Genomic DNA, 25,150 nt, shown 5'->3' with positions numbered 1-25,150 from the left:
TCATCTTGCTTTTTCGTCATCGCATCTCTCAGCGGCGACTTTTATAATATATCACACTTCCTGGTTACTTTGCAAGACTTTTTTTAAAAGTTTTTTTCATTCTCTTTTAAAAATCATCTCTGCCGCCGGTTGGCGGCATCAGCTTTCGTTAAGGAAGCGAAACTTAATTTACCACATTCAAACGAGGATAGTCAACACTCTTTTTTATATTTCGAGGTGTTTTTCTAAGGTTTTAATGTTTGATTTGCGGAAACTTGCCGTTACGCGCATATTTGGAGAGTTCTTTTTGAGGAGCGAATCGTGCATACATCCGGAAGACGGTCTTATACCGGTTGGCAATCGCCTGCCGAATATTGTGGTCCAGCCGTCCATCACTCAAGTCAAGGAGCATTTCATCAAGCTCTTTCCTCAGCACATAATCGAGTTCTTTGCATTCCTTTTCGTTAAACAGCATTCCCAGCATGGTAGAACCTCCTTAGTATAATTAGCGAAAATCAAGTATGCTCACTGTCGCTTCGAACGGTTTCATAGCGGACGCTCACTCTAGGCGGAAAGCTTGCAGCATAGAGCCATGTCCTATATGTAAGGTGTTTAACCGGATGAGCCGGTTCTTTAAACCTCGATTTGCAGCAGTTCACATGGATTTGTAAAAAAAGCCCGGCTCTCCCCGCCTTGATCTTCCGAGGCATGATTCGAGCCAGGCGCTTTATTAGGTATGCACACTTTTCACCAAATTTATGACATCAGCCAGTACGTAATTGTACTTTCGATAATAGCGGCGACAAACAGCAGAACGACCACCCATAGAGATGCTGTCCCCAGCTTGCGCCAGAATGAACGCCATTCCTGGCCGATCCCTCTCCCAGCTTGTGAAGCTCCCTTAAAGATGCTGCGCAGCACCAACCCACCAAGCGCCAGCCCATAGGCGCAAGCGATAATAATCACCGGGATTTCAATGATGCCGTGTGGAAGCAGCCCTTTGACCACAAGATTAAACAGGCTTTCCCCGCTTGCCTGCACAATTTTCAGCAGAAAACCGATGACCATTCCATTAATCACGAGGAACACGATCGGCAGCAGGCCGAACAGCAGCCCGGAAAACATCACAATGACGCTTTTGATGCTATTGTTCAGAAAAATAAACACAAAAAAGCTCAGCTCCGGCGTCTCCGAAACTTGCAGCTGCTGGCTGATCTCGCTCAATCCTTGCAGCTGACTGATCAGCAGATCCTCAAAGCCTTCCGAGGTCCAGCCTGCAATAATCCCTAGCGTAAACAAGACGGTTGACAGAATGACAGCCTTTCGAATCGAACTGACATCTCTGAGAAAAGCACTAAAACGAAACATCCGTTACCTCCTTAATTGGTATAACTCACAAGTACGAGCATATCCTGAAAGTAAACAAGCACTAGCTTACCGAAGGGAGAGGGGCGCTCGTATTATGAATTCTTTTTATGTATTCAACGGCAAAAAAATCAAGCGATTCTTCTTTGTTATTGCCGCTGCTGTGTTCGCCATCGGAGTCATCTATGTCGAAAGTGACAACATATCGGTGTTCTCTGAAAGCACGCCGTCGGCTATTTACAGCGTAACTACGGACAAAAAGCAAATTGCCCTCACATTTGACATCAGCTGGGGCGAAAAGCGCGCAGAACCGATTCTGCAGGTACTGAAGGACAACGGTGTCGAGAAGGCGACCTTTTTCCTGTCCGCGCCCTGGAGCAAAACCCATCCCGATATCGTGAACGCAATCAAGGAAAGCGGATATGAAATCGGAAGCCACGGATACAAGCATGACAATTACAGCGCGATGACCGATGAGGAAATCCGGAAACAAATCTCGACGGCCCATCAAATATTAACCTCAGTTACCGGACAAGAACCTCGATTGATTCGACTTCCGAACGGCGATTTTGACAAAAGGGTGCTCAGTATTGCAGAAAGCCTCAACTACAAAGTGATTCAGTGGGACACCGATTCCCGTGACTGGAAAAATATCGGCGTCGACAAAATCGTCCACCGGGTCGTCTCCAAAGCGCATCCCGGCGATATCGTGCTGATGCATGCCAGTGATTCCGTCAAGCAGACCCACGAAGCACTCCCGCTCATTATTGAGGAGCTGCGTAAGCAAGGGTATGAATTCGTGACGGTCACCGACCTGCTGGAGCAGAGCAGCGCAAAGGGCAATGAAGTGCGCGACCAGGCTACCATTCAAAAAGGCATCGATGATGCCGTTGGCATGTAACCCCCCGCCACAGCATCATCCATTAACAAAAAAAGAGCTAAGCGTTTAGCTCTTTTTTTCGTCTTGGGTTACTTTGTGCAGCGTCAGGATCTGGTACGCATTACATACCAGCAGCGGAATGATAATAAAAATGGTGGCATTCTGCACACCGATCCCCAGCACGCCGATGATCTCCACGATCGTTACAGCCACCATGAAGAAGATGGTTGGAATCCACGCGGATGCATTCGTGCTCTTCACCTTGAAATAAGCCACAACAATAGCTACAAGCAGAATCGCGATGCCGAGGATCAGATCGGACTGCAAACTGCTCTGCCCGCCAACAAAGGTGCGGAAGAACACCAGTTCGAACAGCGCTAATGTCGCCAGCACAACCTGTATGTACTGCCAAGTCCTTCTCCGGAAGATACCTGTCCCCATATAATTGAGTGTCAGGTAAGCAAAAAAGCCCATCTGTGAATACACGCTCACCAGAGCTCCATACCCTAGCAAAATCGACGGATATATCAAGATATCAACCGTGCTCTTAAACTGGATCCCGCCGTTGAAGAGCTGCAGGATGAGCCCAGCGATGACGGCTCCGATCGCTCCTACGAGCAATGTTTTAAAAAATAGTTTCGACCATTTACGTAAACTCAATACGACACCCCCACAAATCATTATTTTACCAACGTTCACAATAAAAAACCATGCCATCCTCGACATATTTCCTCATAACAATCAACATACTATCCGTACAACCGCATAAAAGGAGGACAACGGGAATGAGGTGGCCATTATTCCGTATATGCATACTCTTCACGGGAGCTGCCCTGCTGCTGAGCGCTTGCGGCGCGGAACAAAGCTCTTCCCCCCAGATGGGATATAAAGAAATCAAGTCGATGGTCGTCGATATACTCAAGACGGATGAAGGAAGGAAAGCCGTCGAGGACGCGCTGTCGGGTGGCAGCGGGGGAGGAACTGGTGGTTCTGCCGGCGGCGGATCCATGAGCATGCGAATGATCAGTGCCCAGTCGGGAGAACAAATTCGGCTGGCCGTGAAGGATACGCTCGTATCTGAAGAGTACAAGAAGGAAATCGAGAAAATTATGACCGATCCGAAATTTGCCGGTGATTTTGCCAAAGCGATCAACACCCAAAGCAAACAGCTCCACATGGAGCTGATCAAGGATCCGACATACCAGAAATCGATTGAGCAAATTATGAAGTCGCCGGAAGTGATGAAGTCATTTCTGGAGCTGACCAACACGCCGGATTACCGCAAGCAGTCCATGACCATCATGCAGGAAACGATGCAAAACCCGCTCTTCCGCATGGAAGTATTAGAGCTGCTGAAAGCGGTGGTCCGAGACGAACTGCAGCCTAAAGTGGAGAAGAAAGAGCCGGATCAAGGCGGCCAAGGTCAGGGCGGCGGTCAAGGCGGGCAAGAAAACGGTGAAAGCGGCGAAGGTGGTAACGGCGAAGACGGCGGACAGCAGCAGGATGGCGGATCCTAAGCCTCTGCAGCACAGTCCCCACGCGCTATCACAGCGCACCACAGGATGAGCTAGTTCATCCCCCTTTTCCAATCGGATTCACTACCTTGCAGTGCTTCTGCCCCCGGGCATGTAATGATAACACGTAACGACAAATGCATGGTATGCAAAAAAAGTGCGGGTCAGCGGATCTCATCCCTGACTCGCACTCTTATGTGCAACGCGATATTAGGAAGGCGGGCGACCGGTTAAACGGCTGTTCCTTCGCACTTGGCTGCTATCTTGACAGCAACCTCGTCGTAGATTCCCGCACACTCCGTCTCGGCTTTATATACCGATGGAGAGAAATCCGGCTCTGCAGGATGGTTGTCAGGCGCTCCGAGAGGCAGCTGGGCCAGCAGCTCGGTATGCAGTGTCTCCGCCAGCTTGCCGCCGCCACCGCGGCCAAACACATATTCCTTCTCCCCGCAATGCGGGCAAGGATAGTAAGCCATATTCTCGATAACACCCAGAATCTCATGCTCCGTCTGAATGGCCATCGCACCGGCCCGGGCAGCTACGAACGCAGCTGTCGCATGCGGCGTTGTCACGATAATCTCCTTGCTCTGCGGAATCATCTGGTGAACATCCAGCGCGATGTCTCCGGTCCCAGGCGGCAGATCAAGCAGCATGTAATCCAGCTCTCCCCAACCAACATCGTCGAAGAACTGCCGCAGCATTTTGCCAAGCATCGGACCGCGCCATATTACCGGGCTGTTCTCCCGGATAAAAAAGCCCATAGACATTACTTTCACGCCAAAACGCTCCACCGGCATTATGATGCCATCATCCCAAACGGAAGGCCCCTCTTCGATGCCCATCATATCCGGCACGCTGAAGCCATAAATATCCGCATCGATAAGTCCGACCCGCTTGCCCTGACGTGCCAGTGCCACTGCAAGATTGACGGCTACGGTGGATTTGCCGACGCCGCCCTTGCCGCTGGCAATCGCGATAAAATGAACCCCGGACTGCTCGCTCAGGAGCTTGTTATTCACCATGCCGGCGGCATGGCCCTTGGTCAGCTTCTCCTGATCCGAAGGCTCCTTAGCTCCGTTCGACGCCTCCGCAACCCCTGTCTGATCCAGCGGCCGCATCCGGATATGAATATGTTCCGCCCCCATCGCTTGGAGCAGCTCACGGATTTGCGCTTCCAGTGATGCCTTCATATCCTCGCTGCTGTAAGTTACCGACAATCTTACAGTGCGCTCTTTCACGACGATATCACGAATACGCTGAAGTCCCATCAGGCTCTGCCCGGTCTCCGGATCGGTTAGAGGCTGAAGAATCTCCTGCACCTGTTCTCTAGTCAGCATGATATGCACCTCGGTTTATGTAATGGTCATTGCAACTTTGGTTTCGTTTACATTATACCACTACTCTACCGCATTTGCCGACTCAGCCTGCTCTCCGGAAGAATATCGGAGAATCCCGTTATAGATGGAAGCCGCTACTTTCCGCTGATATTTCTCATCGCGCAGCAGCTCCGACTCCTCGGGATGAGAGAGAAAACCGACCTCTACAAGCGCCGAAGGAATGCGGAGCGCTTTAAGCAAGTAGACTGTATTTTCTGTTTTCGCCAGTCGATTGGTGTTCTCCAGATTGTGCCGAATCTCGGCCTGGATCAGCTCCGCAAGGTTCTGGCTTTGCACATTGCCTTGCGGATAGAAGGTTTGTGCCCCTCTCCAGCGGTTCGACGGCATGCTGTTCAGATGAACGCTGATAAACAGATCCGCTTTGGCATCTTCGATCTTGCGGACACGCTGCATCAGGTCCTCTGTCTTCCTTCTGGAGTATCCTTTCGTGCTTTCAGCTGCCAGGTCATAGTCCCCTTCCCGAGTCATGACCACCACCGCTCCCGCCTGCTGCAAGTAATCGCGAAGATACAGCGTAATCGCCAGATTGACGTCCTTCTCGATCACACCCTGGCGGCTGACCGCCCCGCCATCAGGCCCGCCGTGACCGGCATCCAGCGCAATGACTTTGCCTGCGAGCGGCAGACTCCATGTCTGCGAGGTCCGGGCTGTAGGAACCTCATAGGATAGCACGGCAATAAGCAGCGCCAGCAATCCCGCTCCCATCAGCATCCGCTTCATCTGTTTCCAGGATATCCACAATGTCACCTTGTCTGTTCGCCGCCTGGACATAAAAAAACCACCTCGTCCCATGAGTGTTCTACTCCATGATATGGGACAAGGCGGACAATTATGACCTCTTATACGCCAATCTGTTCTTTCATGCCTTCGATCAGCACCTGAGCCACTTCAGGCCGGGTAAATTCCGGCGGCGGACATACACCTTCGCGAAGCAAGCCCCGAACCTTCGTTCCGGACAGTGTCAGATGATCCTCTTTGGAATGAGGGCATGTTTTGCTGGAAGCCATGTTGCCACATTTTTTGCAGAAAAAGCTGTGCTCGAAAAAGAGCGGGGTAATTCCGATTTCCTCTGCCGTGAAGTTCTTGAAAATCTCCTGAGCCTCATAGGTTCCGTAATAATCGCCGACACCGGCATGATCACGGCCGACGATAAAATGGGTGCAGCCATAGTTCTTGCGGACGATGGCATGGAAAATCGCTTCTCTCGGTCCAGCATAACGCATGGCAGCAGGAAATACGCCGAGGAAGGTGCGATCTTCAGGGTAATAATTGTCCAGCAGCGTCAAATAGCTCTTCATACGCACATCTGCGGGAACGTCATCCGACTTGGTCTCCCCGACGAGCGGATTCAGGAACAGAGCATCCACAATCTCCATCGCGCTTTTCTGAATATATTCATGCGCCCGGTGAACCGGGTTGCGGGTCTGAAAGCCAACGACGGACTTCCAGCCTTTCGCCTGGAATATCTCGCGCGTCTGCGCAGGGTCGAAGTAAAACTCGCCAAAGCGCTCAGGCTGTGGACGTTGCAGCACCTGAATCGGGCCTCCCACATAAGTAGCAGGACGGTCAAACAGCTTTTTTACACCCGGATGCTCCAGATCGTCGGTCTTAAAGACATGGACGGCTTCTTCGGCTTGATTAACCTGATAAATGCTTTCAATATCGATGACACCGTACACAACGCCGTCGTTCTCTCCGACCAGCGCAGCTGTCTCGCCTACGCGAAGCTGGGCGGCGGTCTCGTCCTCCACAGCGAGCGTAATCGGAATGCTCCATACCGTGCCATCGGCAAGGCGCATCGACTTCACAACTGAATGATAGTCCTCTTCATTCAAGAAGCCCTGGAGCGGTGAAAAAGCGCCAACCCCGATCAGATCCAGATCCGAGATGGTCCAGCTGTTCACCCGGATTTTCCGAAGCGACTCGACCGATTTCAAAAGCTTCTCACGCTCTTCTCCTTGTGCAACCCGCTGTACCAGCGTGCCGCCGTGAGGGCGTATGGCTGTCATGCGTATTCCTCCTCCAATGCTGCCTCATGCAATCAGCAATCGTTATGATTTCAAATTCCGTGTTTTATTTATGAAGTCCGCATTCGGTCTTCTCATGACCTGCCCAGCGTCCCGCACGTGGGTCTTCACCAGGCATGACCTGTCTTGTGCAATACTCGCAGCCAATGCTCGGGTAGTTCTGGTCATGGAGCGGATTATAGATGACATTGTTCTCGCGGATGTAATTCCATACATCCTCGCTGGTCCAATCCGCAATCGGATTGAACTTGACGAGACCAAACTTGGTGTCGTACTCAATCTTCTTCGCATTGGCCCGTGTCGGTGCCTGATCTCTCCGGATCCCGGTAATCCATGCCTCATACTGCGTCAAAATACGGGTCAACGGCTCGACCTTGCGAATGTTGCAGCATTGGTTCGGATTGGTTTTCCACAATTCATCGCCATACTGGGTTGCTTGTTCCTCCGGTGTCAGTTTCGGAGATACCCGCACGAATTCCAGCCCGTAGCGCTCAACCATACGGTCTCTCGTTTCATACGTTTCCTTGAAGTGAAAATCGGTATCCAGATAGAAAATGTCCGTCTGGGGGCTAATCTTCTGGATCATATCAACGATAACCACATCTTCTGCCCCGAAGCTGCAAGCAAACGTAATATTAGGGAAGGTTTCAACAGCATACGCTATCACTTCCTCTGCACTCGCGTGCTCGAGCTCCTCGGATTTGACCTTAATCAAGTCTTCTTTCTCAAGTAAATTCATAATCGCATGCCTCCCGATTAAACCTTAAAACCCTACTGAAATAATATGAATTAAGTACAGTATAAAACAATCCTAATAATTGTCAACCACCCAACGGCCATTTCCCCTGCTTCTGCCTGGATTTCTGCTCCCTATTATCGTATTTCAAACGCCCATGAAATGTTCATGCCGATCCTTCCGTCAATACAAAAAAACGCCGGCATTCCGGGATTTCCCGAAAAACCAGCGGATGAGCAACGAAGGAGTAGTTATTTAAGTATCAGCAACAAGTGACCGCTTCTTAAACAGACTGGTAACATCTTCTGATGAGAAGCATAACAAAAGCCCCTGGCCAAAGGCCAAGGGCTGGTTGTGTTGCATATAAGAATATTAACGCTTCGAGAACTGAGGTGCGCGACGAGCTGCTTTAAGACCGTATTTCTTACGCTCTTTCATACGAGGGTCGCGAGTCAGGAAGCCGGCTCTTTTCAGGGAACCGCGAAGCTCTGGGTCTGCTTTCAGCAGCGCACGGGAGATACCGTGACGGATTGCGCCCGCTTGTCCGGAGATACCGCCTCCGTGAGCGATTACGAGTACATCGTATTTGCCCAGTGTTTCAGTCAGGTTAAGTGGTTGCTTAACGATCAGCTTAAGTGTTTCCAAGCCGAAATATTCATCGATTTCACGTTTATTAATGACGATGCGTCCTTCACCCGGTACGAGGCGTACACGTGCTACCGAGTGCTTACGACGACCTGTCCCATAGTATTGTACTTGTGCCATGAAACTGTCCTCCTTTTTAATTAGCCGCGAAGTTCGTAAACTTCTGGTTTTTGTGCTTCGTGTGGATGTGCTGTGCCAGCGTATGCTTTCAATCTGAGTTTCATCTTCTCGCCCATGCGGGTTTTAGGAAGCATTCCGTGTACGGCACTCTCAATAACGCGCTCAGGGTATTTCGCGATCAGGTCCTGAGCAACAGTAACCTTCAATCCACCCGGATGGAGGGAGTGACGATAGTATTTTTTATTAGCCAGTTTCTTACCAGTCAAGTGGATCTTCTCGGAATTGATAACAATTACGAAGTCTCCAGTATCGACATGTGGAGTAAATTGTGGCTTATGCTTGCCGCGGATCAGAGCCGCAACTTCACTTGCCAAACGGCCAAGCGTTTTGCCTTCGGCATCAACGATGTACCATTTGCGCTCAACTTCATTAGGCTTCGCCATATAGGTGGTACGCATGTTTAGTTCCTCCTTGTATTCATCCGAAAATCGGTTCAAATATTCGTTAATTTATCTGCGTTCATGTGTAAAGCATTGTTTGTTGATGGATCATTGTTGACGGTTTTCTTAGCCGGGGCTGTGGGAGAGCCTCTAAGAAAACACAACTTATATAATACAGGAACCGCCCATAAATAGCAAGCGTTATTTGGCTTTTTAAAGGCAACGGAAATCAGTCAAACAGGTCGCCAAAAACGTCGAGGACCGATTTTTTCTTCTTCTTCCGATAGCCCTTATCGTGTGGGGGATACCGGCGGTCATATTCCGAATCCTTGTCAGGATATGGACGTCTGTACTCTTCATCACGTCGATCATATCCACGATCATCTTGCCGCTCATACCATTCGTTAAAGGCCGGCCGAACCTCGCGAATCTCGCTCATCAGCTTCTCGAGCTCTCCGCGGTCGAGCCAGACCCCTTTGCACTCCGGGCAAACATCGATCAGAACACCGTTCTTCTCGACCTCCCGCATACGAACATCATCACATACCGGACATTTCATCAGAATATACCTCCTCTTATTGTGTACGTGTTACGTATTCCAAAGATCGGGCTTCACACCATCCGTAATATCATACTCCACACTCCACAGCATCAAGCCCTTTCCCATTGCTGTAGGGCCTGCTGCCGCGCGATTCCGGGCTTCCAGAATCCGTTTCATCTCATCGGGCTTCAGCTTGCCTTCCCCGACGGTAATCAGCGTCCCCATAATAATCCGTACCATATGTTGCAAAAAACCGCTACCGCTCACATACGTATGGATAAGGCCTTGATCCCTTGTGCCTGACCGGCACATGGATGTATCCGTTTCGATCCACGCATCGTAAATCGTCCGGACATGCGACGGTTTGGTTGATTTTCGGGATGCAAATGATGTGAAATCATGCGTGCCGATCAGATGCCGCAGCCCCGCGCTCATCGCCTCAATATCAAGCGATCCGGGGTGATGAAGCTGATAACGGCGTCCGAACAGATCCGGAAATTGGTTGGCATTAATCGTATACCGATACGTTTTGCGCTTGGCCTCCCGCCGGGAATGGAAATCCAGCGGCACCTCCATCGCCTCGGTCACGACAATATCCTCCGGCAGCCTGGAATTCAAGGCAACGCACCAGCGCTCCACAGGAATTTGCGAGGAGGTATAGAAGTTAAAGATTTGGCCCCGCGCATGAACTCCGGCATCGGTACGGCCAGAAGCGGTGATTTTCACCTGCTCTCCCGATAAGGCGAGGATCGCTTCCTCCAGATAGTCCTGGATCGTATGGCCACCTGGCTGCGTCTGAAACCCGTTATAATCGGTTCCGTCATAGCTGACCTTCATCAGAAGATTGCGCATGCTGTCCTCCTGAACCCATTCATCCACTCACTAAGCAGCCCCACATTCGCAGGGTGCTGTCTCACGTCTAAGCCTATGCAGGCACTTGCATTAGATCCGGAACATAAACCGCTCTAAATGTCAAAAAAGAGCCCCAAAGGAGCTCCTTTTCATCATGTCAGCCGAACCCTTCGAGTCAGCCGCATGACTAGAAGGTCCCCGTTATGAATGCCCATGGGGTAGCCGAGATGAGTCGAACCAGAATGAACGACTGTATCTCGCACCACTTCCCGATCATAGGCTCCACCCGTATTATCTGATACAGAATAAATGAGAGCAGAGCCGGGCATATATAACTTCAGTCACTTCATAACCTAAATCAAATTACGCGCGGTCAACCAGTTCCAAATAAACCATTGGAGCTGCATCGCCCCGACGAGGACCCAGTTTCAGGATACGAGTGTATCCGCCTGGACGCTCAGCGTAACGAGGTGCGATATCGGAGAACAGTTTTTGGATTGCATCCTGTTCACCGTCTACCGTTTCGCGGCGCACGAATGCTGCCACTTGACGACGAGCGTGCAGATCACCCTTCTTCGCTTGAGTGATCAGTTTTTCAGCGATCGAACGAACTTCTTTCGCCTTGGCTTCTGTCGTTTGAATACGCTCGTATAAGAACAGGTCCGTTACCAGGTCACGGAACAATGCTTTACGTGCACTGGAATCGCGGCCCAACTTTTGGTATGCCATGTGTATTCCCTCCTTTGCTAGCCTATCTTAGAACTTAATCCTCCGAACGGAGTCCCAATCCAAGTTCCTCGAGCTTCTCTTGAACCTCTTCCAAGGATTTGCGGCCCAAGTTACGAACCTTCATCATATCCTCTTCTGTTTTCGTGGTCAGCTCTTGTACCGTATTGATACCAGCACGCTTGAGACAGTTGTAGGAACGAACGGAGAGATCCAGCTCCTCGATTGTCATTTCAAGCACTTTTTCCTTCTTGTCTTCTTCCTTCTCGACCATGATCTCAGCATCCTTCGCTTCATCGGTCAAGCCGACGAACAGGAACAGATGCTCAGTCAGGATCTTCGCGCCGAGGCTAACCGCCTCTTCCGGGCGAATGCTTCCATCCGTCCAAATTTCAAGCGTCAATTTGTCGTAGTTGGTCACTTGACCAACACGCGTATTTTCCACGCCGTAATTCACACGGCTAATCGGAGTATAGATCGAATCGACGGGAATGACGCCGATAGGCTGGTCATCGCGTTTGTTCCGATCCGCCTGGACATAGCCACGACCGCGATTAGCAAAAATACGCATATGAAGTCTTGCGCCAGGGCCGAGCGTCGCAATGTGCAGGTCCGGATTAAGAATCTCCACATCACTGTCTGCGCGAATATCACCCGCAGTGACTACCCCTTCACCTTCCGCATCAATCTCGAACACTTTTTCTTCGTCGGAATGAATCTTCAGCGACAAAGCCTTCAGGTTCAGAATGATTTCGGTCACGTCTTCCATGACACCCGGAATCGTGGAAAACTCATGCAGCACCCCATCGATTTGAATCGATGTGACCGCTGCGCCCGGGAGCGAGGACAGCAGAATGCGGCGAAGTGAATTCCCCAGCGTCGTGCCGTATCCGCGCTCAAGCGGTTCTACTACGAATTTTCCATAGGTTCCTTCTTCATTGACATCAACGGTCTCAATTTTCGGCTTTTCGATTTCAATCACGCAAGTACCCCTCCTTCAAACGTCGCTCCTATATGAAACTGTCATCTTATCCAGTAATCCATGTAGTAGTATGCCTAAACAACCATTATTAGCAGATTGCACCGGATTTATACCACATTAACAAGGATGACTTCATTATACGCGACGACGTTTTGGTGGGCGGCATCCGTTATGTGGAATTGGTGTAACGTCTTTAATCAGGTTAACTTCAAGACCAGCTGCTTGCAAAGAGCGGATTGCTGCTTCACGACCAGCGCCAGGACCTTTAACCATAACTTCCACCGATTTCATACCGTGTTCCATAGCCGCTTTGGCAGCTGTTTCAGCAGCCATTTGCGCAGCGAACGGGGTCGACTTACGGGAGCCTTTGAATCCAAGGCCGCCGGAGCTTGCCCAAGAAATCGCGTTTCCGTGAGGATCCGTAATCGTTACGATCGTATTGTTGAACGTAGAACGGATATGAGCTACGCCACTTTCGATATTTTTGCGGTCACGACGTTTAGTACGTACGACTTTTTTTGGTTTAGCCATTGTCTATTATCCCCCTTTCTTACTTCTTCTTGTTCGCTACGGTACGACGAGGACCTTTACGTGTACGAGCATTGGTTTTAGTACGTTGTCCACGAACAGGCAAGCCACGACGATGACGAATACCGCGGTAGCAGCCAATCTCGGTCAGACGTTTAATATTCAAGGAAATTTCACGACGAAGGTCACCTTCTACCTTAACGCTTCCGTCGATCGTTTCACGCAATTTGCTAACTTCATCTTCCGTCAAGTCACGGACACGAGTATCAGGATTGATGCCTGTTTCTTTCAGTACTTTTTGGGAAGTCGTTTTACCGATTCCGAAAATGTAAGTCAAGGCGATCTCAACGCGTTTGTCACGTGGCAAATCCACACCAGCTATACGAGCCATTTTACGCTACACCCCCTTCTATTAACCTTGTTTTTGTTTGTGCTTCGGATTTTCACAGATAACCATTACATTCCCTTTGCGGCGAATGACTTTGCATTTTTCGCAAATAGGCTTTACAGAAGGTCTTACCTTCATGTTAATTACCTCCTCCAAGTTTTACGTTTGTAAAACCAGCTTCGAAACTAGACTTTAGTTTTGCCAAAACAAAACCGTTCGTAACCGCTGCTGTGTTTTACTTCAGTAAAACCGCTGGCAGCTTTCCTTGTTCCCCGGGGGAACGTCATCTATTTACGGTACGTAATGCGACCTTTGGTCAAATCGTACGGTGATAGTTGAACAACCACTTTGTCTCCTGTGAGGATGCGGATAAAGTGCATCCGCAGCTTTCCGGAAACGTGAGCAAGAATTTGATGACCATTCTCCAGCTCGACTTTAAACGTAGCATTCGGCAACGGCTCAATAACCGTTCCTTCGACTTCAATGACATCTTCTTTAGCCACAGATTAGTCTCCTTTCTGATTTGCCTTGGATTGTTCGGCCATAAACTTCGCAACGGCGAACCGCAGCTTTCCGTTTGTGACCCTTCCGCTTTCTTGCAAACTGTTCACTACTTCACTGCTTATGAAGGATTGGGGTTCCAGATGAAGAATGTTCTTCTTCTTGGCCTGGTCAAACTTCCGTTTGTCCCCGTCCGCAATCCATACGAACCTGCTGTCTTCAATCCCGACGATAACGGCATACTGTCCAGCATCTCTGCCTTTCAGCGCTTTGACGATCTGGCCGATTTCCAGTGTGATTTCCTTATTCAAGTCCATCACCTTATTCCGGCAGCTTCGTCAGGATTTCCATGCCGTCCTGGGTTACTGCTACCGTATGCTCAAAGTGAGCACACAGCGAGCCGTCAACCGTGACTACCGTCCAATTGTCCTCCAGCGTCTTGACATGCCGTTTACCGGCATTGACCATCGGTTCAATTGCGAGCACCATGCCCGGTTTGAGTCTTGGTCCGCGATCTGGAATGCCATAGTTCGGAATTTGCGGATCCTCATGCAGATCAGTGCCCACGCCATGGCCTACATACTCCCGGACAACAGATAAACCTGCGTCCTCGATATAACGCTGGATGGCATGAGAGATCGTAAACAAGCGGACATCCGGTTTGACTAGCGCGAGTCCCGCATAGAGCGAGCCTTCCGTGACGTCCAGCAAACGCTGGGCTTCTTCGGAAATGCGGCCTACTGGGTAGGTCCATGCTGAGTCACCGTGGTAACCCTCGTACTGCGCACCGATATCAAACGTGACGATATCGCCTTCGATCAATTTGCGTTTGCTTGGAAATCCATGCACCAATTCTTCATTAACTGATGCGCAAATGCTGTAAGGAAATCCGTTATAGCCTTTGAAAGATGGCACAGCGCCTTGGCTTCGAATGAACTTGTCGGCCAGCTGGTCCAGCTCCCCGGTCGTAATGCCCGGTTCCACGTGAGCAGCGAGAAGTTTGTGGCATTCCGCCACAATTCGCCCTGCCTCTCTCATCAAGCCCAGTTCCGTTTCGGATTTACAAATGATCATGTTCCTTAACCTCTCAGTATAGACGCAATTTGTGCGGAAACCGCGTCGATTTCCTGATCGCCATCGATTTGACGCAAAAGACCTTTATTCTCATAAAACGTGAGGAGTGGTGCTGTTTTGTTGATATATTCGTCCAAGCGAATGCCTACGCTCTCTTCGTTATCGTCGGAGCGCTGATACAATTCACCGCCGCATTTATCACAAATGCCTTCCTGTTTGGGAGGATTAAAGATCACATGATAGGTCGAGCCGCATTGCTTACAAATCCGACGACCTGTGAGTCGAGCCATAAGCTTATCCCGATCCACTTTCAGGTTGATGACATGGTCAAGCTGAGTGCTCAGGCGTGCCAGAATTTCATCCAGCGCTTCCGCTTGCGAAAGGGTTCTTGGAAAACCATCCAATAAGAAACCTTTTTCGCAATCGGACTGCTGCAATCTTTCTTCCACGATTCCGATTGTCACATCATCAGGTACCAGCAGGCCTTGATCGATATATTCCTTCGCCTTGATTCCAACAGGAGTTCCTTGCTTGATCGCCAGACGAAAAGCATCGCCTGTTGAAATATGCGGAATGCCGAATTCATTCACGATATGCTCTGCTTGTGTTCCTTTTCCTGCCCCAGGAGGACCCATGAATAAGATGTTCACCTTACGTCACTCCCTCCCCTTGCTTGACAAGCAAGAACAACACAATAGGCGCCGGGAAGCAGTAAACCTACTCGCCGGAACCTATCGCCTATTTATTGATAAACCCTTTGTAATGACGCTTGATCAGCTGGCTCTCGATTTGCTTCATCGTATCCAGTGCAACACCGACTACGATCAGCAAGGAGGTACCGCCGATTTGTACCGTACGCGGAAGCCCGGCAAGAGCGCCGAAGAATACCGGCATCACGGAGATTACAGCCAGGAACAATGCTCCTGTCATTGTCAAGCGGGTCATTACCCGAGTCAGATACTTCTCAGTAGCTTTACCTGGGCGAATGCCCGGGATGTAGCCGCCGTTCTTCTTCATGTTCTCGGCCATTTGGTTCGGGTTCATCTGTACGAATGTATAGAAGAACGTGAAACCAATGATCATAAGAACATAAAGCACCATTCCGAGTGGGCTGTCATATGCCAGGTTGGCATCAACCCATCTGGCCCAAGCCATATGTGCCCAGAAGCTCGCCAAGATCACCGGGAACTGAAGCAAGGACATGGCGAAGATGACCGGAATAACGCCTGCAGCATTAATTTTGAGCGGAATATGTGTATTCTGCCCGCCATACATCTTGTTGCCCACAACACGCTTCGCGTATTGTACCGGGATCTTGCGGATCCCTTGCTGGATGAATACAACACCGGCAATGATCAGAATCAGAATGAGAAGGATAATGATCGCCTTCAGCGAGTTCAGGAAGACTTGATTATCCTGAATGAAGTTCGACTCGACCAGTGTGCGGATATGCATTGGAATTCCAGCTGCGATACCGGCAAAGATAATAATCGAAATCCCGTTACCAATTCCACGTTCCGTAATCTGCTCACCGAGCCACATCAAGAACGCAGTACCCGCGGTAAGCACGATCGCGATCACAACGAAATCAATAAAGGTTGCTCCTGGCACCATATCCATGCCGTACATCCGGTTAAACCCGATGGACAACGCGAAGGCCTGGATGAGACCCAGTAATACCGTACCATAACGAGTAATCTGAGCCAACTGCTTTTTACCATGTTCCCCTTGTTTGTTCCACTCCGCGAACTTCGGAATGACGTCCATCGACAATAGCTGCACGATAATGGACGCTGTAATATATGGGAATATCGAAAGGGCGAAGATCGAAAACTGCGATAGCGCGCCCCCCGAGAACGTGTTGAGTAGACCAAACAATTCATTTCCTGCCTGATTCGCCTGAGTAAAGACGTCTTTATTGACACCTGGAACCGGTACAAACGATCCGATACGGAAAATAATCAGTACGAACAGGGTGAACAGGATCCGTTTGCGAAGGTCCTCGACACGCCATATATTTTGCAGGGTCTTAAACATTAGATCACCTCGGTTTTACCGCCGGCAGCCTCGATCTTCTCTACCGCAGATTGAGAAAACTTATTAGCTTTTACAGTCAATGAAACGGTAACTTCGCCATTGCCAAGAATTTTGATGCCGCTCTTCGTATTTTTCACAATACCGTTTTCGACCAAAACTTCTGGAGTCACTTCAGTACCTGCTGCAAAGCTGTTAAGCTCTTCGATGTTCACAATCGCGTACTCTTTCCGTGTAGGGTTTACGAAACCGCGCTTCGGAAGACGACGATACAACGGGTTCTGTCCGCCTTCGAAGCCTGGACGTACACCACCGCCGGAACGAGCGTTTTGTCCTTTATGACCTCGACCTGATGTTTTACCCGTGCCGCTGCTCGTACCGCGACCAACGCGTTTGCGCTCTTTGCGGGAACCAGCCGCTGGGCTCAGCTCATGTAACTTCATCGTTCGTTGCACCTCCTTAATGTATCCGGGAAGCACCCGGGATTAACCTTCGATTTCTTTAACAGAAACCAGGTGATTTACTTTCTTGATCATTCCGCGAATCGCAGGATTGTCGTTTTGAACCACGGAATGGTTGATTTTACGAAGTCCAAGTGTTTTCACAGTTGCACGCTGATCCTCTGGACGTCCAATCACGCTGCGCACGAGGGTGATTTCAAGTTTAGCCATGAGATTCCCTCCTTAACCCAACAGCTCTTCGACGGATTTGCCGCGAAGCTTGGCAACATCTTCAGCACGCTTCAGGCGGGACAACCCTTCCAAAGTCGCATTGACCATGTTCATGGAGTTCGAAGAACCTAGAGATTTTGTCAAAATGTCGCCTACGCCAGCCAGCTCGAGCACGGCACGAACCGGTCCGCCAGCGATAACCCCGGTACCTTCAGAAGCTGGTTTAAGCAATACTTTACCTGCTCCGAAGTGACCTTGTACAAGGTGAGGAATGGTGGTTCCAACGAGTGGAACATGGATCAGGTTTTTCTTAGCATCCTCAATACCTTTGCGGATGGCATCCGGTACTTCGCCTGCTTTACCGATACCTGCTCCTACCCAACCTTTACCGTCACCGACAACTACCAGTGCGCTAAAGCTGAAGCGGCGTCCGCCTTTAACAACCTTAGCGACGCGGTTAATGTTTACTACTCTTTCAGTCAGTTCCAAAGTGTTAGGATCTATACGCAAGTCGTTTACCTCCTTTTGTAAATAAGTTAGAATTCAAGGCCTTCTTCACGAGCAGCCTCTGCCAGTGCTTGAATACGTCCATGGTACAAGTATCCACCGCGGTCGAATACAACCGACTTATAGCCTTTTTCCGTAGCGCGTTTAGCTACAAGAGCTCCGACTTTGCGTGCGGACTCAACGTTACCGCCGTTTTGAATGTCACCGCTCAATTCTTTATCAAGCGTAGAAGCCGATGCCAATGTTACGCCAGCTACATCATCGATCAGTTGAGCGTAGATGTGCTTCGAAGAACGGAATACGTTCAGACGAGGACGCTCAGCCGTGCCTTGAATTTTCTTACGGACACGAAGGTGTCTTTTCAAGCGCGCTTTGTTCTTGTCTTGTTTCGTGATCATGCTTCCCTTTCACTCCCTTCAGTTTTGCCATGACAGCTTCACTTTTAGACGCATGGGGTAAGTAAGAAGAAATTGCTTAACCAGCCATCGGATAACCGAAGCGTCAAGCAGCTTATTTCTTCTTACCGGCTTTACCTTCCTTACGGATAATGCGTTCGCCTTCGTATTTGATCCCTTTGCCTTTGTAAGGCTCAGGCTCACGTACAGAACGGATCTTAGCAGCGTATGCACCTACACGCTCTTTATCGATACCTTTAACTGTAATTTTGGTGTTTCCAGCTACTTCGAACTCGATGCCGGCTTCCGGTGCAATTTCTACTGGGTGGGAGTAACCCACGTTCAGTACGATTTTGTCTCCGGACTTGCTGGCACGGTATCCGACGCCAACCAGTTCAAGGTTCTTCGAGAAGCCTTCTGTTACACCGCTAACCATATTCGAGACAACGCTGCGGGTTGTGCCGTGAAGAGAACGATGCATTTTGTTGTCGGATGGACGCACAACATTAATTTCGTTATTTTCTACAGTAATTTGCATATCTTTATGCAGTACACGAGTCAGGGTTCCTTTCGGTCCTTTCACCGTGATGACATTGTTATCCAATGTAACATCTACACCGCTTGGGATTGCAATTGGTTTACGACCAATACGGGACATACAGTTACACCTCCTATCTTGTGACGTTGATTACCATACGTAGCAGAGAACTTCTCCGCCAGCTTTGGCTTGACGAGCTTCTTTGTCGGTCATAACTCCCTTGGATGTGGAGATGATCGCGATACCCAGTCCACCGAGAACACGAGGAACTTCATTGCTCTTCGTGTAAACGCGAAGACCTGGTTTACTGATTCTTTTCAGACCTGTGATGACACGTTCGTTGTTTGCGCCGTACTTAAGGAATACACGGATGATCCCTTGTTTGTTATCTTCCACAAACTCCGCATCACGGATGAAACCTTCACGCTTCAAAATTTCAGCGATTTGTTTCTTAATCGTCGAAGCAGGCATTTCTACCGTTTCGTGGCGAACCGTGTTCGCGTTACGAATACGAGTTAGCATATCTGCAATTGGATCGGACATAGTCATGTAGGATAAACCTCCTTCCCGGTTATAAACTTCTTACCAGCTTGCTTTTTTCACGCCAGGAATCTGGCCTTTATAAGCTAATTCACGGAAACAAATTCTGCAAATCTTAAACTTCTGCAGTACCGAATGTGGACGACCACAACGCTCACAACGAGTATAAGCCCGTACTTTGAACTTAGGTGTGCGTTGTTGTTTAACTTTCATCGAAGTTTTTGCCACTTAGCCTGACACCTCCTAAATAGTTTCGGAGAAAAGGGACAACCGTCTTATTTCGCAAAAGGCATGCCCAGTTGAGCAAGCAGTTCACGGGATTCTTCGTCGGTTTTTGCTGTCGTTACGATAACGATGTCCATACCGCGAACTTTATCCACTTTGTCATACTCAATTTCAGGGAAAATGAGTTGTTCTTTCAAGCCGAGCGTATAGTTTCCACGTCCGTCAAACGCCTTGGTGGATACACCTTGGAAGTCACGTACACGCGGAAGCGTAACGTTGAACAGCTTGTCGAGGAAGTAGTACATGCGCTCACCGCGCAGGGTTACTTTTACCCCGATTGGCATGTTCTCACGCAGTTTGAAGCCTGCGATGGATTTTTTCGCACGAGTGATAACCGGCTTTTGACCAGCGATCAGCTGCATGTCGTTTACAGCGGAATCAAGCACCTTCGAGTTCGCTACAGCGTCACCTACACCCATGTTGATGACAACCTTCTCGATTTTTGGTACTTGCATTACTGTTTTATAGTTAAACTTCTGCATCAGCGCAGGAGTTACTTCGTTCAGAAAACGTTCTTTCATTCTTGCTGCCATGATTCAAGGACCTCCTTTCTTAACAAGTCTTATTTATCAAGAACTTCTCCGGATCTTTTCGCGACGCGAACTTTCTTGCCGTTGTCGAGTACCTTGTAACCGATACGGGTTACTTTTCCGCTCTTCGGATCAACGTGCATGACGTTCGAGACATGGATCGGAGCCTCTTTTTCAATAATCCCGCCTTGAGGGTTCGCTTGGTTCGGCTTTTGGTGCTTCTTGATCATGTTCACACCTTCAACCAGAACGCGGTTCTCCCGAGGGTACGCAGCAATGACACGGCCTTTCTTGCCTTTGTCCTTACCGCTGATAACAATAACTGTGTCGTCCTTCTTCACGTGCAGTTTATTGTTATGGGATTCCAGAACTTTTTTCACATTAGCCATTCGTTACACCTCCTATGACTAGCCAGTTCTTCTTACTTGTCCGTGCTATTAGATAACTTCCGGAGCCAAGGAAACGATTTTCATGTAGTCTCTTTCGCGAAGTTCGCGAGCAACTGGTCCGAAAATACGAGTTCCGCGTGGGCTTCTGTCTTCTTTCACTACAACCGCTGCATTCTCGTCAAAAGAGATGTAGGATCCGTCCTTACGACGCACAGAACGTTTCGTACGAACAACAACCGCTCTAACAACGTCACCCTTTTTGACAACGCCTCCTGGTGTTGCTTGTTTGACGGAGCATACGATCAGATCACCGATTTGAGCTGTACGGCGACCCGTTCCACCCAATACGCGGATACACATCAGTTCCTTCGCACCAGAGTTGTCGGCCACAGCCAAACGTGTAAATGGTTGAATCATTTCAATTTCCTCCTTTCGGACAAACTGATTACAAGTTAGATGATAACCGCTTTTTCGACCACTTCAACCAGTCTCCAGCGCTTGTCTTTGGAGAGAGGGCGAGTTTCCATGATTTTAACGGTATCTCCGATTTGAGCTTCATTGTTCTCATCATGCGCTTTAAATTTCTTCGTGTATTTAATGCGCTTGTGGTACAAGTCATGCTTCTTATACGTCTCAACAGCTACAACGATGGTTTTATCCATTTTGTCACTGACGACTTTACCGATTTGCACTTTACGAGCATTGCGTTCTTCGCTCATTTGTTAGCCTCCTTCCTGAATCCAGACACTCACATGTCCGTTTCATTAACTAATCCCAAGTTCTCTTTCACGGATAACGGTTTTAGCACGAGCTATTTCTTTGCGAACGTCACGAATCCGAGTTGGATTGTCAAGCTGGCCTGTAGCCAATTGAAAACGGAGGTTAAAGAGTTCCTCTTTAAATCCGGCGATTTTTTGCTCGATTTCTGCAGTGGTTAAGTTGCGCAGTTCATTAGCTTTCATTTGCTTCACCACCCACTTCTTCTCGTTTCACAAACTTCGTTTTCACAGGCAGCTTGTGAGCGGCGAGACGCATCGCTTCGCGGGCGATTTCCTCGGACACGCCTCCAAGTTCAAACATGACTTTGCCTGGTTTAACAACAGCAACCCATTTCTCAACGTTACCTTTACCGCTACCCATACGAACCTCGAGAGGCTTCTGAGTGATCGGCTTATCCGGGAAGATTTTGATCCATACTTTACCACCCCGGCGGATGTAACGAGTCATAGCAATACGGGCAGCTTCGATCTGACGGTTGGTGATCCAACCTGGTTCCGTAGCTTGCAGACCGAATTCACCGAAGAGTACTTCAGTACCGCCTTTAGCTCTACCTCTCATATTACCGCGTTGTTGCTTGCGGTGTTTTACGCGCTTTGGTACCAACATGATTAGTTGCCTCCTTCCTGAGCAGCTTGTTTCTTAGCCGTAGGAAGAACCTCTCCACGATAGATCCATACTTTCACGCCGATACGGCCGTAAGTCGTATGCGCTTCTGCTGTACCATAGTCGATGTCTGCACGAAGCGTATGAAGTGGAACAGTTCCTTCACTGTAGCCTTCCGTACGAGCAATCTCGGCTCCGCCAAGACGTCCGCTGACCGATGTTTTGATCCCCTTCGCTCCTGCACGCATCGTTCTTTGAATTGCTTGTTTCAGTGCACGACGGAAAGATACACGACGTTCCAGCTGTTGTGCAATGCTTTCAGCAACAAGAATTGCGTCCAGTTCAGGGTTTTTAATTTCAGAAATGTTGATGTGAACTTTTTTGCCGCCAGCGATTTTAGTCACTTGTCCGCGCAGCACTTCTACCTCGGAACCACCTTTACCGATAACCATGCCTGGTTTCGCAGTGTGGATCGTCACGTTCACACGGTTTGCCGCTCTCTCGATTTCAATACGGGATACAGCGGAGTCTTTCAATTTATTTTTCAGGTATTCACGGATTTTCACGTCTTCCAGCAAAAGATCACCGAAATCTTTGCCTGCATACCATTTGGATTCCCAATCACGGATAATACCGATACGGAGTCCTACTGGATTTACCTTTTGGCCCACACGTTTTCCCTCCTTATTTTTCAGCTACCACCAAAGTAATATGGCTGGTGCGTTTGTTAATCCGGCTTGCACGTCCCATCGCACGTGGGCGGAAACGTTTCATGGTCGGACCTTGGTTAACATAAGCTTGGGTTACAACCAATTTATTAACATCCAAAGAGTAGTTGTGCTCAGCATTCGCAACAGCCGAGTTCAGCAACTTCTCCACGATTGGAGATGCAGCCTTTGGAGTGTGACGAAGAATTGCGATCGCTTCGCCGACTTGCTTGCCGCGGATCAAGTCAACTACGAGTTGAGCTTTACGAGGAGCAATCCGAATCGATCTTGCATGTGCTTTTGCTTCCATTGTTTAACCTCCTCTCAAACAAAGAGCTTCGTTAATTATCTTCTCGTTTTCTTATCGTCTTCGTGACCTTTGTAAGTACGAGTTGGAGCAAACTCACCCAACTTGTGTCCTACCATGTCCTCTGTTACATATACAGGCACATGCTTGCGGCCGTCATATACACCGAACGTGTGACCGATAAATTGCGGGAAAATAGTGGAACGGCGGGACCAAGTTTTGATCACAGCCTTTTTGTTCGAGCTGTTCATTTCCTCTACTTTTTTAAGCAGGTATCCGTCGACGAAAGGTCCTTTTTTCAAACTGCGGCTCATATAGAAATCCTCCCTTCACCAAATGATCTCGTTACCTTCGGCACTTCACGAAGCTATGCGAGTGAGCGCATTACTTCGTGCGGCGGCGAACGATATATTTGTCAGAAGCTTTGCCTTTTTTACGGGTTTTGTAACCAAGGGTTGGTTTACCCCAAGGAGACATAGGAGACTTACGTCCGATTGGAGCGCGGCCTTCACCACCACCGTGAGGGTGATCGTTAGGGTTCATAACAACCCCGCGCACTTCAGGACGCTGTCCGAGCCAGCGGCTGCGGCCTGCTTTACCGATTTTGATCAACTCATGGTCTTGGTTACCCACAGAACCGATGGTTGCACGGCAAGTTTTCAGGATGTGACGAACTTCACCGGAAGACAAACGAATCGTTACGTATTTATCTTCTTTACCGAGAAGCTGTGCTTCTGTACCAGCAGCGCGAACCAATTGTCCGCCTTTGCCTGGCTTCAATTCGATATTGTGGATAACAGTACCCACCGGAATGTTCTCAAGCGGCAGTGCGTTACCGATTTTGATGTCGGCACCTACGCCGGAAACAACTTGATCTCCTACTTTCAGACCTTTAGGAGCGATGATGTAGCGCTTCTCTCCGTCTGCGTAGTGAATCAGAGCGATATTGGAAGTACGGTTTGGATCGTACTCAATCGTAGCAACGCGACCTGGAATGCCGTCTTTGTTACGTTTGAAGTCGATGATCCGGTATTTACGTTTATGTCCGCCGCCATGATGACGAACCGTAATTTTACCTTGGTTATTGCGGCCAGCTGTTTTGCTCAGCGGCGCCAAAAGCGATTTCTCCGGCTTGTTCGTGGTGATCTCTTCGAAAGTCGACACGGACATGTTACGGCGAGCCGGGGATGTCGGTTTATACTTTTTAATAGGCACTGTGTTTTCCCTCCTTACTCAAGAAATTGTTATTCTGCAGATTCAAAGAATTCGAGCGGCTTGCTGTCCGGAGTAAGCGTTACGATCGCTTTCTTCCATTCGGAAGTGTAACCGGAATAACGGCCATAGCGTTTCGGCTTCGCCGGAACACGCATCGTATTCACATTCGAAACTTTCACTTTGAAAATGGATTCAACAGCTTGTTTGATCTCGGTTTTGTTCGCACGAATATCAACTTCAAAAGCATATTTCAGATCTGCCATGTAGTCAGCCGTACGTTCCGTGATCACCGGGCGCTTGATAATATCGCGTGGGTCCTTCATTACGCGAGCACCTCCTCTACCTTCTGAACTGCTTCTTTCGTAATGATCAGTTGATCGTACGACAGTACGTCAAGAACATTAATGCCATCAGCCGCTACAAACTTCACTCCCGGAATGTTACGAGCGGAAAGGGCAACGTTGTCATCGTAGCTAGGAGCAACGATCAGAGCTTTACGTCCTACTTTAAGGTTGCTCAGGATGCTTGCAAACTCTTTTGTTTTTGGCGCATTCAGCGTCAATTGATCCAGTACGATAATTGCATTGTCGTTCACTTTAGAAGACAAAGCGGATTTGATCGCCAGACGACGAACTTTCTTAGGAAGTTTGAAGGAATAGCTGCGCGGAGTTGGTCCGAATACGGTACCGCCGCCTTTCCATTGTGGTGCACGGATCGATCCTTGACGAGCGCGTCCTGTGCCTTTTTGTTTCCAAGGCTTACGACCGCCGCCGCGTACTTCAGAACGTCCTTTTACTTTATGCGTACCGCGACGAAGGGAAGCGCGCTGCAGCAATACTGCACTGTGCATAACATGCACGTTCGGCTCAATCCCGAATACCGCTTCATTCAGTTCTACTTCGCCAACTTGGCTACCGCTGACATTATAAAGTGCTACTTTAGGCATTGTTTGCT

Annotated in this window: 42 protein-coding genes; 2 read left to right on the top strand and 40 right to left on the bottom strand. The window is 49.1% G+C overall.

Going from position 1 to position 25,150, the window contains the following annotated elements:
• Nucleotides 1-232: 232 nt before the first annotated feature.
• Nucleotides 233-463, bottom strand: a complete 231-nt coding sequence (locus CHH75_RS21435; RefSeq protein ID WP_095267571.1) for a hypothetical protein — start codon at nucleotides 461-463, stop codon at nucleotides 233-235.
• Nucleotides 464-735: 272 nt separating this feature from the next.
• Entirely contained in the window at nucleotides 736-1,347 is a 612-nt protein-coding gene (locus tag CHH75_RS21430) for a stage II sporulation protein M (protein WP_095267570.1), read from the bottom strand.
• 94 nt (nucleotides 1,348-1,441) lie between these two features.
• Here CHH75_RS21430 and pdaB point away from each other — a divergent pair, with 94 nt between their 5' ends.
• Complete coding sequence (pdaB, locus tag CHH75_RS21425; RefSeq protein ID WP_095267569.1) at nucleotides 1,442-2,245, top strand: polysaccharide deacetylase family sporulation protein PdaB; 804 nt, start codon at nucleotides 1,442-1,444, stop codon at nucleotides 2,243-2,245.
• A gap of 45 nt (nucleotides 2,246-2,290) precedes the next feature.
• On the opposite strand, the gene CHH75_RS21420 is transcribed toward pdaB, so the two are convergent.
• A complete protein-coding gene (locus CHH75_RS21420; RefSeq protein ID WP_095267568.1) occupies nucleotides 2,291-2,884 on the bottom strand; it encodes a KinB-signaling pathway activation protein in 594 nt (197 codons plus the stop codon).
• A gap of 125 nt (nucleotides 2,885-3,009) precedes the next feature.
• Between CHH75_RS21420 and gerD the strand changes: the two genes are divergently transcribed.
• Nucleotides 3,010-3,741 (top strand): spore germination lipoprotein GerD, encoded by a 732-nt coding sequence (gene gerD / locus CHH75_RS21415; protein WP_095399121.1) that lies wholly within the window; start codon nucleotides 3,010-3,012, stop codon nucleotides 3,739-3,741.
• A gap of 227 nt (nucleotides 3,742-3,968) precedes the next feature.
• Here the strand turns inward: gerD and CHH75_RS21410 are convergent, their stop codons facing one another.
• The 37 genes from CHH75_RS21410 to rplD all read right to left on the bottom strand — a co-directional run bounded on the left by CHH75_RS21410 (nucleotide 3,969) and on the right by rplD (nucleotide 25,142).
• Entirely contained in the window at nucleotides 3,969-5,075 is a 1,107-nt protein-coding gene (locus tag CHH75_RS21410; RefSeq protein ID WP_095267566.1) for an Mrp/NBP35 family ATP-binding protein, read from the bottom strand.
• A 60-nt stretch (nucleotides 5,076-5,135) separates the two neighbouring features.
• Nucleotides 5,136-5,906 carry an N-acetylmuramoyl-L-alanine amidase CwlD gene (gene cwlD / locus CHH75_RS21405; RefSeq protein WP_095267565.1) on the bottom strand — a complete coding sequence of 257 codons (771 nt, stop codon included), beginning with the start codon at nucleotides 5,904-5,906 and terminating at the stop codon, nucleotides 5,136-5,138.
• Between the two features lie 68 nt (nucleotides 5,907-5,974).
• Nucleotides 5,975-7,144 carry a sulfate adenylyltransferase gene (sat, locus tag CHH75_RS21400; RefSeq protein WP_095267564.1) on the bottom strand — a complete coding sequence of 390 codons (1,170 nt, stop codon included), beginning with the start codon at nucleotides 7,142-7,144 and terminating at the stop codon, nucleotides 5,975-5,977.
• Between the two features lie 64 nt (nucleotides 7,145-7,208).
• On the bottom strand, nucleotides 7,209-7,901 hold the full coding sequence (locus CHH75_RS21395; protein WP_095267563.1) for a phosphoadenylyl-sulfate reductase: 693 nt from the start codon (nucleotides 7,899-7,901) through the stop codon (nucleotides 7,209-7,211).
• 369 nt (nucleotides 7,902-8,270) lie between these two features.
• Nucleotides 8,271-8,663, bottom strand: a complete 393-nt coding sequence (rpsI, locus tag CHH75_RS21390; protein ID WP_095267562.1) for a 30S ribosomal protein S9 — start codon at nucleotides 8,661-8,663, stop codon at nucleotides 8,271-8,273.
• Nucleotides 8,664-8,683: 20 nt separating this feature from the next.
• The gene (gene rplM / locus CHH75_RS21385) at nucleotides 8,684-9,121 is read right to left on the bottom strand and encodes a 50S ribosomal protein L13 (RefSeq protein WP_095267561.1); all 438 of its coding nucleotides are present in this window, start codon (nucleotides 9,119-9,121) and stop codon (nucleotides 8,684-8,686) included.
• 211 nt (nucleotides 9,122-9,332) lie between these two features.
• On the bottom strand, nucleotides 9,333-9,662 hold the full coding sequence (locus tag CHH75_RS21380; RefSeq protein WP_095267560.1) for a TFIIB-type zinc ribbon-containing protein: 330 nt from the start codon (nucleotides 9,660-9,662) through the stop codon (nucleotides 9,333-9,335).
• A 30-nt stretch (nucleotides 9,663-9,692) separates the two neighbouring features.
• Nucleotides 9,693-10,496, bottom strand: a complete 804-nt coding sequence (gene truA / locus CHH75_RS21375) for a tRNA pseudouridine(38-40) synthase TruA (protein WP_095399120.1) — start codon at nucleotides 10,494-10,496, stop codon at nucleotides 9,693-9,695.
• 363 nt (nucleotides 10,497-10,859) lie between these two features.
• Nucleotides 10,860-11,225 (bottom strand): 50S ribosomal protein L17, encoded by a 366-nt coding sequence (rplQ, locus tag CHH75_RS21370; RefSeq protein WP_095267558.1) that lies wholly within the window; start codon nucleotides 11,223-11,225, stop codon nucleotides 10,860-10,862.
• Between the two features lie 34 nt (nucleotides 11,226-11,259).
• On the bottom strand, nucleotides 11,260-12,204 hold the full coding sequence (locus CHH75_RS21365; RefSeq protein ID WP_095267557.1) for a DNA-directed RNA polymerase subunit alpha: 945 nt from the start codon (nucleotides 12,202-12,204) through the stop codon (nucleotides 11,260-11,262).
• Nucleotides 12,205-12,339: 135 nt separating this feature from the next.
• Nucleotides 12,340-12,735, bottom strand: a complete 396-nt coding sequence (gene rpsK, locus CHH75_RS21360) for a 30S ribosomal protein S11 (RefSeq protein WP_007132545.1) — start codon at nucleotides 12,733-12,735, stop codon at nucleotides 12,340-12,342.
• Nucleotides 12,736-12,754: 19 nt separating this feature from the next.
• The gene (rpsM, locus tag CHH75_RS21355) at nucleotides 12,755-13,123 is read right to left on the bottom strand and encodes a 30S ribosomal protein S13 (protein ID WP_095267556.1); all 369 of its coding nucleotides are present in this window, start codon (nucleotides 13,121-13,123) and stop codon (nucleotides 12,755-12,757) included.
• A gap of 21 nt (nucleotides 13,124-13,144) precedes the next feature.
• Complete coding sequence (gene rpmJ, locus CHH75_RS21350) at nucleotides 13,145-13,258, bottom strand: 50S ribosomal protein L36 (protein ID WP_003333770.1); 114 nt, start codon at nucleotides 13,256-13,258, stop codon at nucleotides 13,145-13,147.
• 149 nt (nucleotides 13,259-13,407) lie between these two features.
• A complete protein-coding gene (infA, locus tag CHH75_RS21345) occupies nucleotides 13,408-13,623 on the bottom strand; it encodes a translation initiation factor IF-1 (RefSeq protein ID WP_006212898.1) in 216 nt (71 codons plus the stop codon).
• Nucleotides 13,624-13,626: 3 nt separating this feature from the next.
• Nucleotides 13,627-13,932, bottom strand: coding sequence for a KOW domain-containing RNA-binding protein (locus CHH75_RS21340; RefSeq protein ID WP_095267555.1), 306 nt, complete (start codon nucleotides 13,930-13,932; stop codon nucleotides 13,627-13,629).
• Nucleotides 13,933-13,942: 10 nt separating this feature from the next.
• A complete protein-coding gene (gene map, locus CHH75_RS21335) occupies nucleotides 13,943-14,695 on the bottom strand; it encodes a type I methionyl aminopeptidase (RefSeq protein ID WP_095267554.1) in 753 nt (250 codons plus the stop codon).
• 5 nt (nucleotides 14,696-14,700) lie between these two features.
• Nucleotides 14,701-15,345: an adenylate kinase gene (locus CHH75_RS21330; RefSeq protein ID WP_095399119.1), complete on the bottom strand. Its 645-nt coding sequence runs from the start codon at nucleotides 15,343-15,345 to the stop codon at nucleotides 14,701-14,703.
• 88 nt (nucleotides 15,346-15,433) lie between these two features.
• Nucleotides 15,434-16,732 (bottom strand): preprotein translocase subunit SecY, encoded by a 1,299-nt coding sequence (secY, locus tag CHH75_RS21325; RefSeq protein ID WP_095267552.1) that lies wholly within the window; start codon nucleotides 16,730-16,732, stop codon nucleotides 15,434-15,436.
• Nucleotides 16,732-17,172 (bottom strand): 50S ribosomal protein L15, encoded by a 441-nt coding sequence (rplO, locus tag CHH75_RS21320; RefSeq protein ID WP_095267551.1) that lies wholly within the window; start codon nucleotides 17,170-17,172, stop codon nucleotides 16,732-16,734. Before rplO ends, secY begins: the two co-directional genes overlap by 1 nt.
• 42 nt (nucleotides 17,173-17,214) lie before the next feature.
• Nucleotides 17,215-17,400 carry a 50S ribosomal protein L30 gene (gene rpmD / locus CHH75_RS21315; RefSeq protein WP_007132553.1) on the bottom strand — a complete coding sequence of 62 codons (186 nt, stop codon included), beginning with the start codon at nucleotides 17,398-17,400 and terminating at the stop codon, nucleotides 17,215-17,217.
• A 12-nt stretch (nucleotides 17,401-17,412) separates the two neighbouring features.
• Entirely contained in the window at nucleotides 17,413-17,910 is a 498-nt protein-coding gene (rpsE, locus tag CHH75_RS21310; protein WP_095267550.1) for a 30S ribosomal protein S5, read from the bottom strand.
• A 26-nt stretch (nucleotides 17,911-17,936) separates the two neighbouring features.
• A complete protein-coding gene (gene rplR / locus CHH75_RS21305) occupies nucleotides 17,937-18,305 on the bottom strand; it encodes a 50S ribosomal protein L18 (RefSeq protein WP_095267549.1) in 369 nt (122 codons plus the stop codon).
• Between the two features lie 112 nt (nucleotides 18,306-18,417).
• Nucleotides 18,418-18,960, bottom strand: coding sequence for a 50S ribosomal protein L6 (rplF, locus tag CHH75_RS21300; protein WP_095267548.1), 543 nt, complete (start codon nucleotides 18,958-18,960; stop codon nucleotides 18,418-18,420).
• Between the two features lie 30 nt (nucleotides 18,961-18,990).
• The gene (gene rpsH / locus CHH75_RS21295) at nucleotides 18,991-19,389 is read right to left on the bottom strand and encodes a 30S ribosomal protein S8 (protein WP_095267547.1); all 399 of its coding nucleotides are present in this window, start codon (nucleotides 19,387-19,389) and stop codon (nucleotides 18,991-18,993) included.
• 33 nt (nucleotides 19,390-19,422) lie between these two features.
• A complete protein-coding gene (locus tag CHH75_RS21290; RefSeq protein ID WP_013312154.1) occupies nucleotides 19,423-19,608 on the bottom strand; it encodes a type Z 30S ribosomal protein S14 in 186 nt (61 codons plus the stop codon).
• 47 nt (nucleotides 19,609-19,655) lie between these two features.
• Nucleotides 19,656-20,198 (bottom strand): 50S ribosomal protein L5, encoded by a 543-nt coding sequence (rplE, locus tag CHH75_RS21285; protein WP_095267546.1) that lies wholly within the window; start codon nucleotides 20,196-20,198, stop codon nucleotides 19,656-19,658.
• 29 nt (nucleotides 20,199-20,227) lie between these two features.
• Entirely contained in the window at nucleotides 20,228-20,584 is a 357-nt protein-coding gene (rplX, locus tag CHH75_RS21280; protein ID WP_095267545.1) for a 50S ribosomal protein L24, read from the bottom strand.
• A gap of 48 nt (nucleotides 20,585-20,632) precedes the next feature.
• Nucleotides 20,633-21,001: a 50S ribosomal protein L14 gene (rplN, locus tag CHH75_RS21275; RefSeq protein WP_095267544.1), complete on the bottom strand. Its 369-nt coding sequence runs from the start codon at nucleotides 20,999-21,001 to the stop codon at nucleotides 20,633-20,635.
• A 35-nt stretch (nucleotides 21,002-21,036) separates the two neighbouring features.
• A complete protein-coding gene (gene rpsQ / locus CHH75_RS21270; protein ID WP_007132560.1) occupies nucleotides 21,037-21,303 on the bottom strand; it encodes a 30S ribosomal protein S17 in 267 nt (88 codons plus the stop codon).
• A 45-nt stretch (nucleotides 21,304-21,348) separates the two neighbouring features.
• Nucleotides 21,349-21,546: a 50S ribosomal protein L29 gene (rpmC, locus tag CHH75_RS21265; RefSeq protein ID WP_007132561.1), complete on the bottom strand. Its 198-nt coding sequence runs from the start codon at nucleotides 21,544-21,546 to the stop codon at nucleotides 21,349-21,351.
• Nucleotides 21,536-21,970, bottom strand: a complete 435-nt coding sequence (gene rplP, locus CHH75_RS21260) for a 50S ribosomal protein L16 (protein WP_095267543.1) — start codon at nucleotides 21,968-21,970, stop codon at nucleotides 21,536-21,538. The genes rpmC and rplP overlap by 11 nt, the downstream gene beginning before the upstream one ends.
• Nucleotides 21,971-21,972: 2 nt before the next feature.
• A complete protein-coding gene (rpsC, locus tag CHH75_RS21255) occupies nucleotides 21,973-22,638 on the bottom strand; it encodes a 30S ribosomal protein S3 (RefSeq protein WP_007132563.1) in 666 nt (221 codons plus the stop codon).
• A gap of 13 nt (nucleotides 22,639-22,651) precedes the next feature.
• Nucleotides 22,652-22,984, bottom strand: coding sequence for a 50S ribosomal protein L22 (gene rplV, locus CHH75_RS21250; RefSeq protein ID WP_095267542.1), 333 nt, complete (start codon nucleotides 22,982-22,984; stop codon nucleotides 22,652-22,654).
• A gap of 35 nt (nucleotides 22,985-23,019) precedes the next feature.
• Nucleotides 23,020-23,295, bottom strand: coding sequence for a 30S ribosomal protein S19 (gene rpsS, locus CHH75_RS21245; protein WP_095267541.1), 276 nt, complete (start codon nucleotides 23,293-23,295; stop codon nucleotides 23,020-23,022).
• Between the two features lie 70 nt (nucleotides 23,296-23,365).
• A complete protein-coding gene (gene rplB / locus CHH75_RS21240) occupies nucleotides 23,366-24,196 on the bottom strand; it encodes a 50S ribosomal protein L2 (RefSeq protein WP_095267540.1) in 831 nt (276 codons plus the stop codon).
• A 29-nt stretch (nucleotides 24,197-24,225) separates the two neighbouring features.
• Nucleotides 24,226-24,519 carry a 50S ribosomal protein L23 gene (rplW, locus tag CHH75_RS21235; protein ID WP_095267539.1) on the bottom strand — a complete coding sequence of 98 codons (294 nt, stop codon included), beginning with the start codon at nucleotides 24,517-24,519 and terminating at the stop codon, nucleotides 24,226-24,228.
• Complete coding sequence (gene rplD / locus CHH75_RS21230; protein ID WP_095267538.1) at nucleotides 24,519-25,142, bottom strand: 50S ribosomal protein L4; 624 nt, start codon at nucleotides 25,140-25,142, stop codon at nucleotides 24,519-24,521. Before rplD ends, rplW begins: the two co-directional genes overlap by 1 nt.
• Nucleotides 25,143-25,150: the final 8 nt, after the last annotated feature.

Source organism: Paenibacillus sp. 7541 (assembly GCF_002276395.1).
GTDB classification, from domain to species: Bacteria; Bacillota; Bacilli; order Paenibacillales; family Paenibacillaceae; genus Paenibacillus_AQ; species Paenibacillus_AQ campinasensis.
Note: the sequence above shows the minus strand (reverse complement) of the source record. Positions and strands in the feature narration are given on the sequence as shown.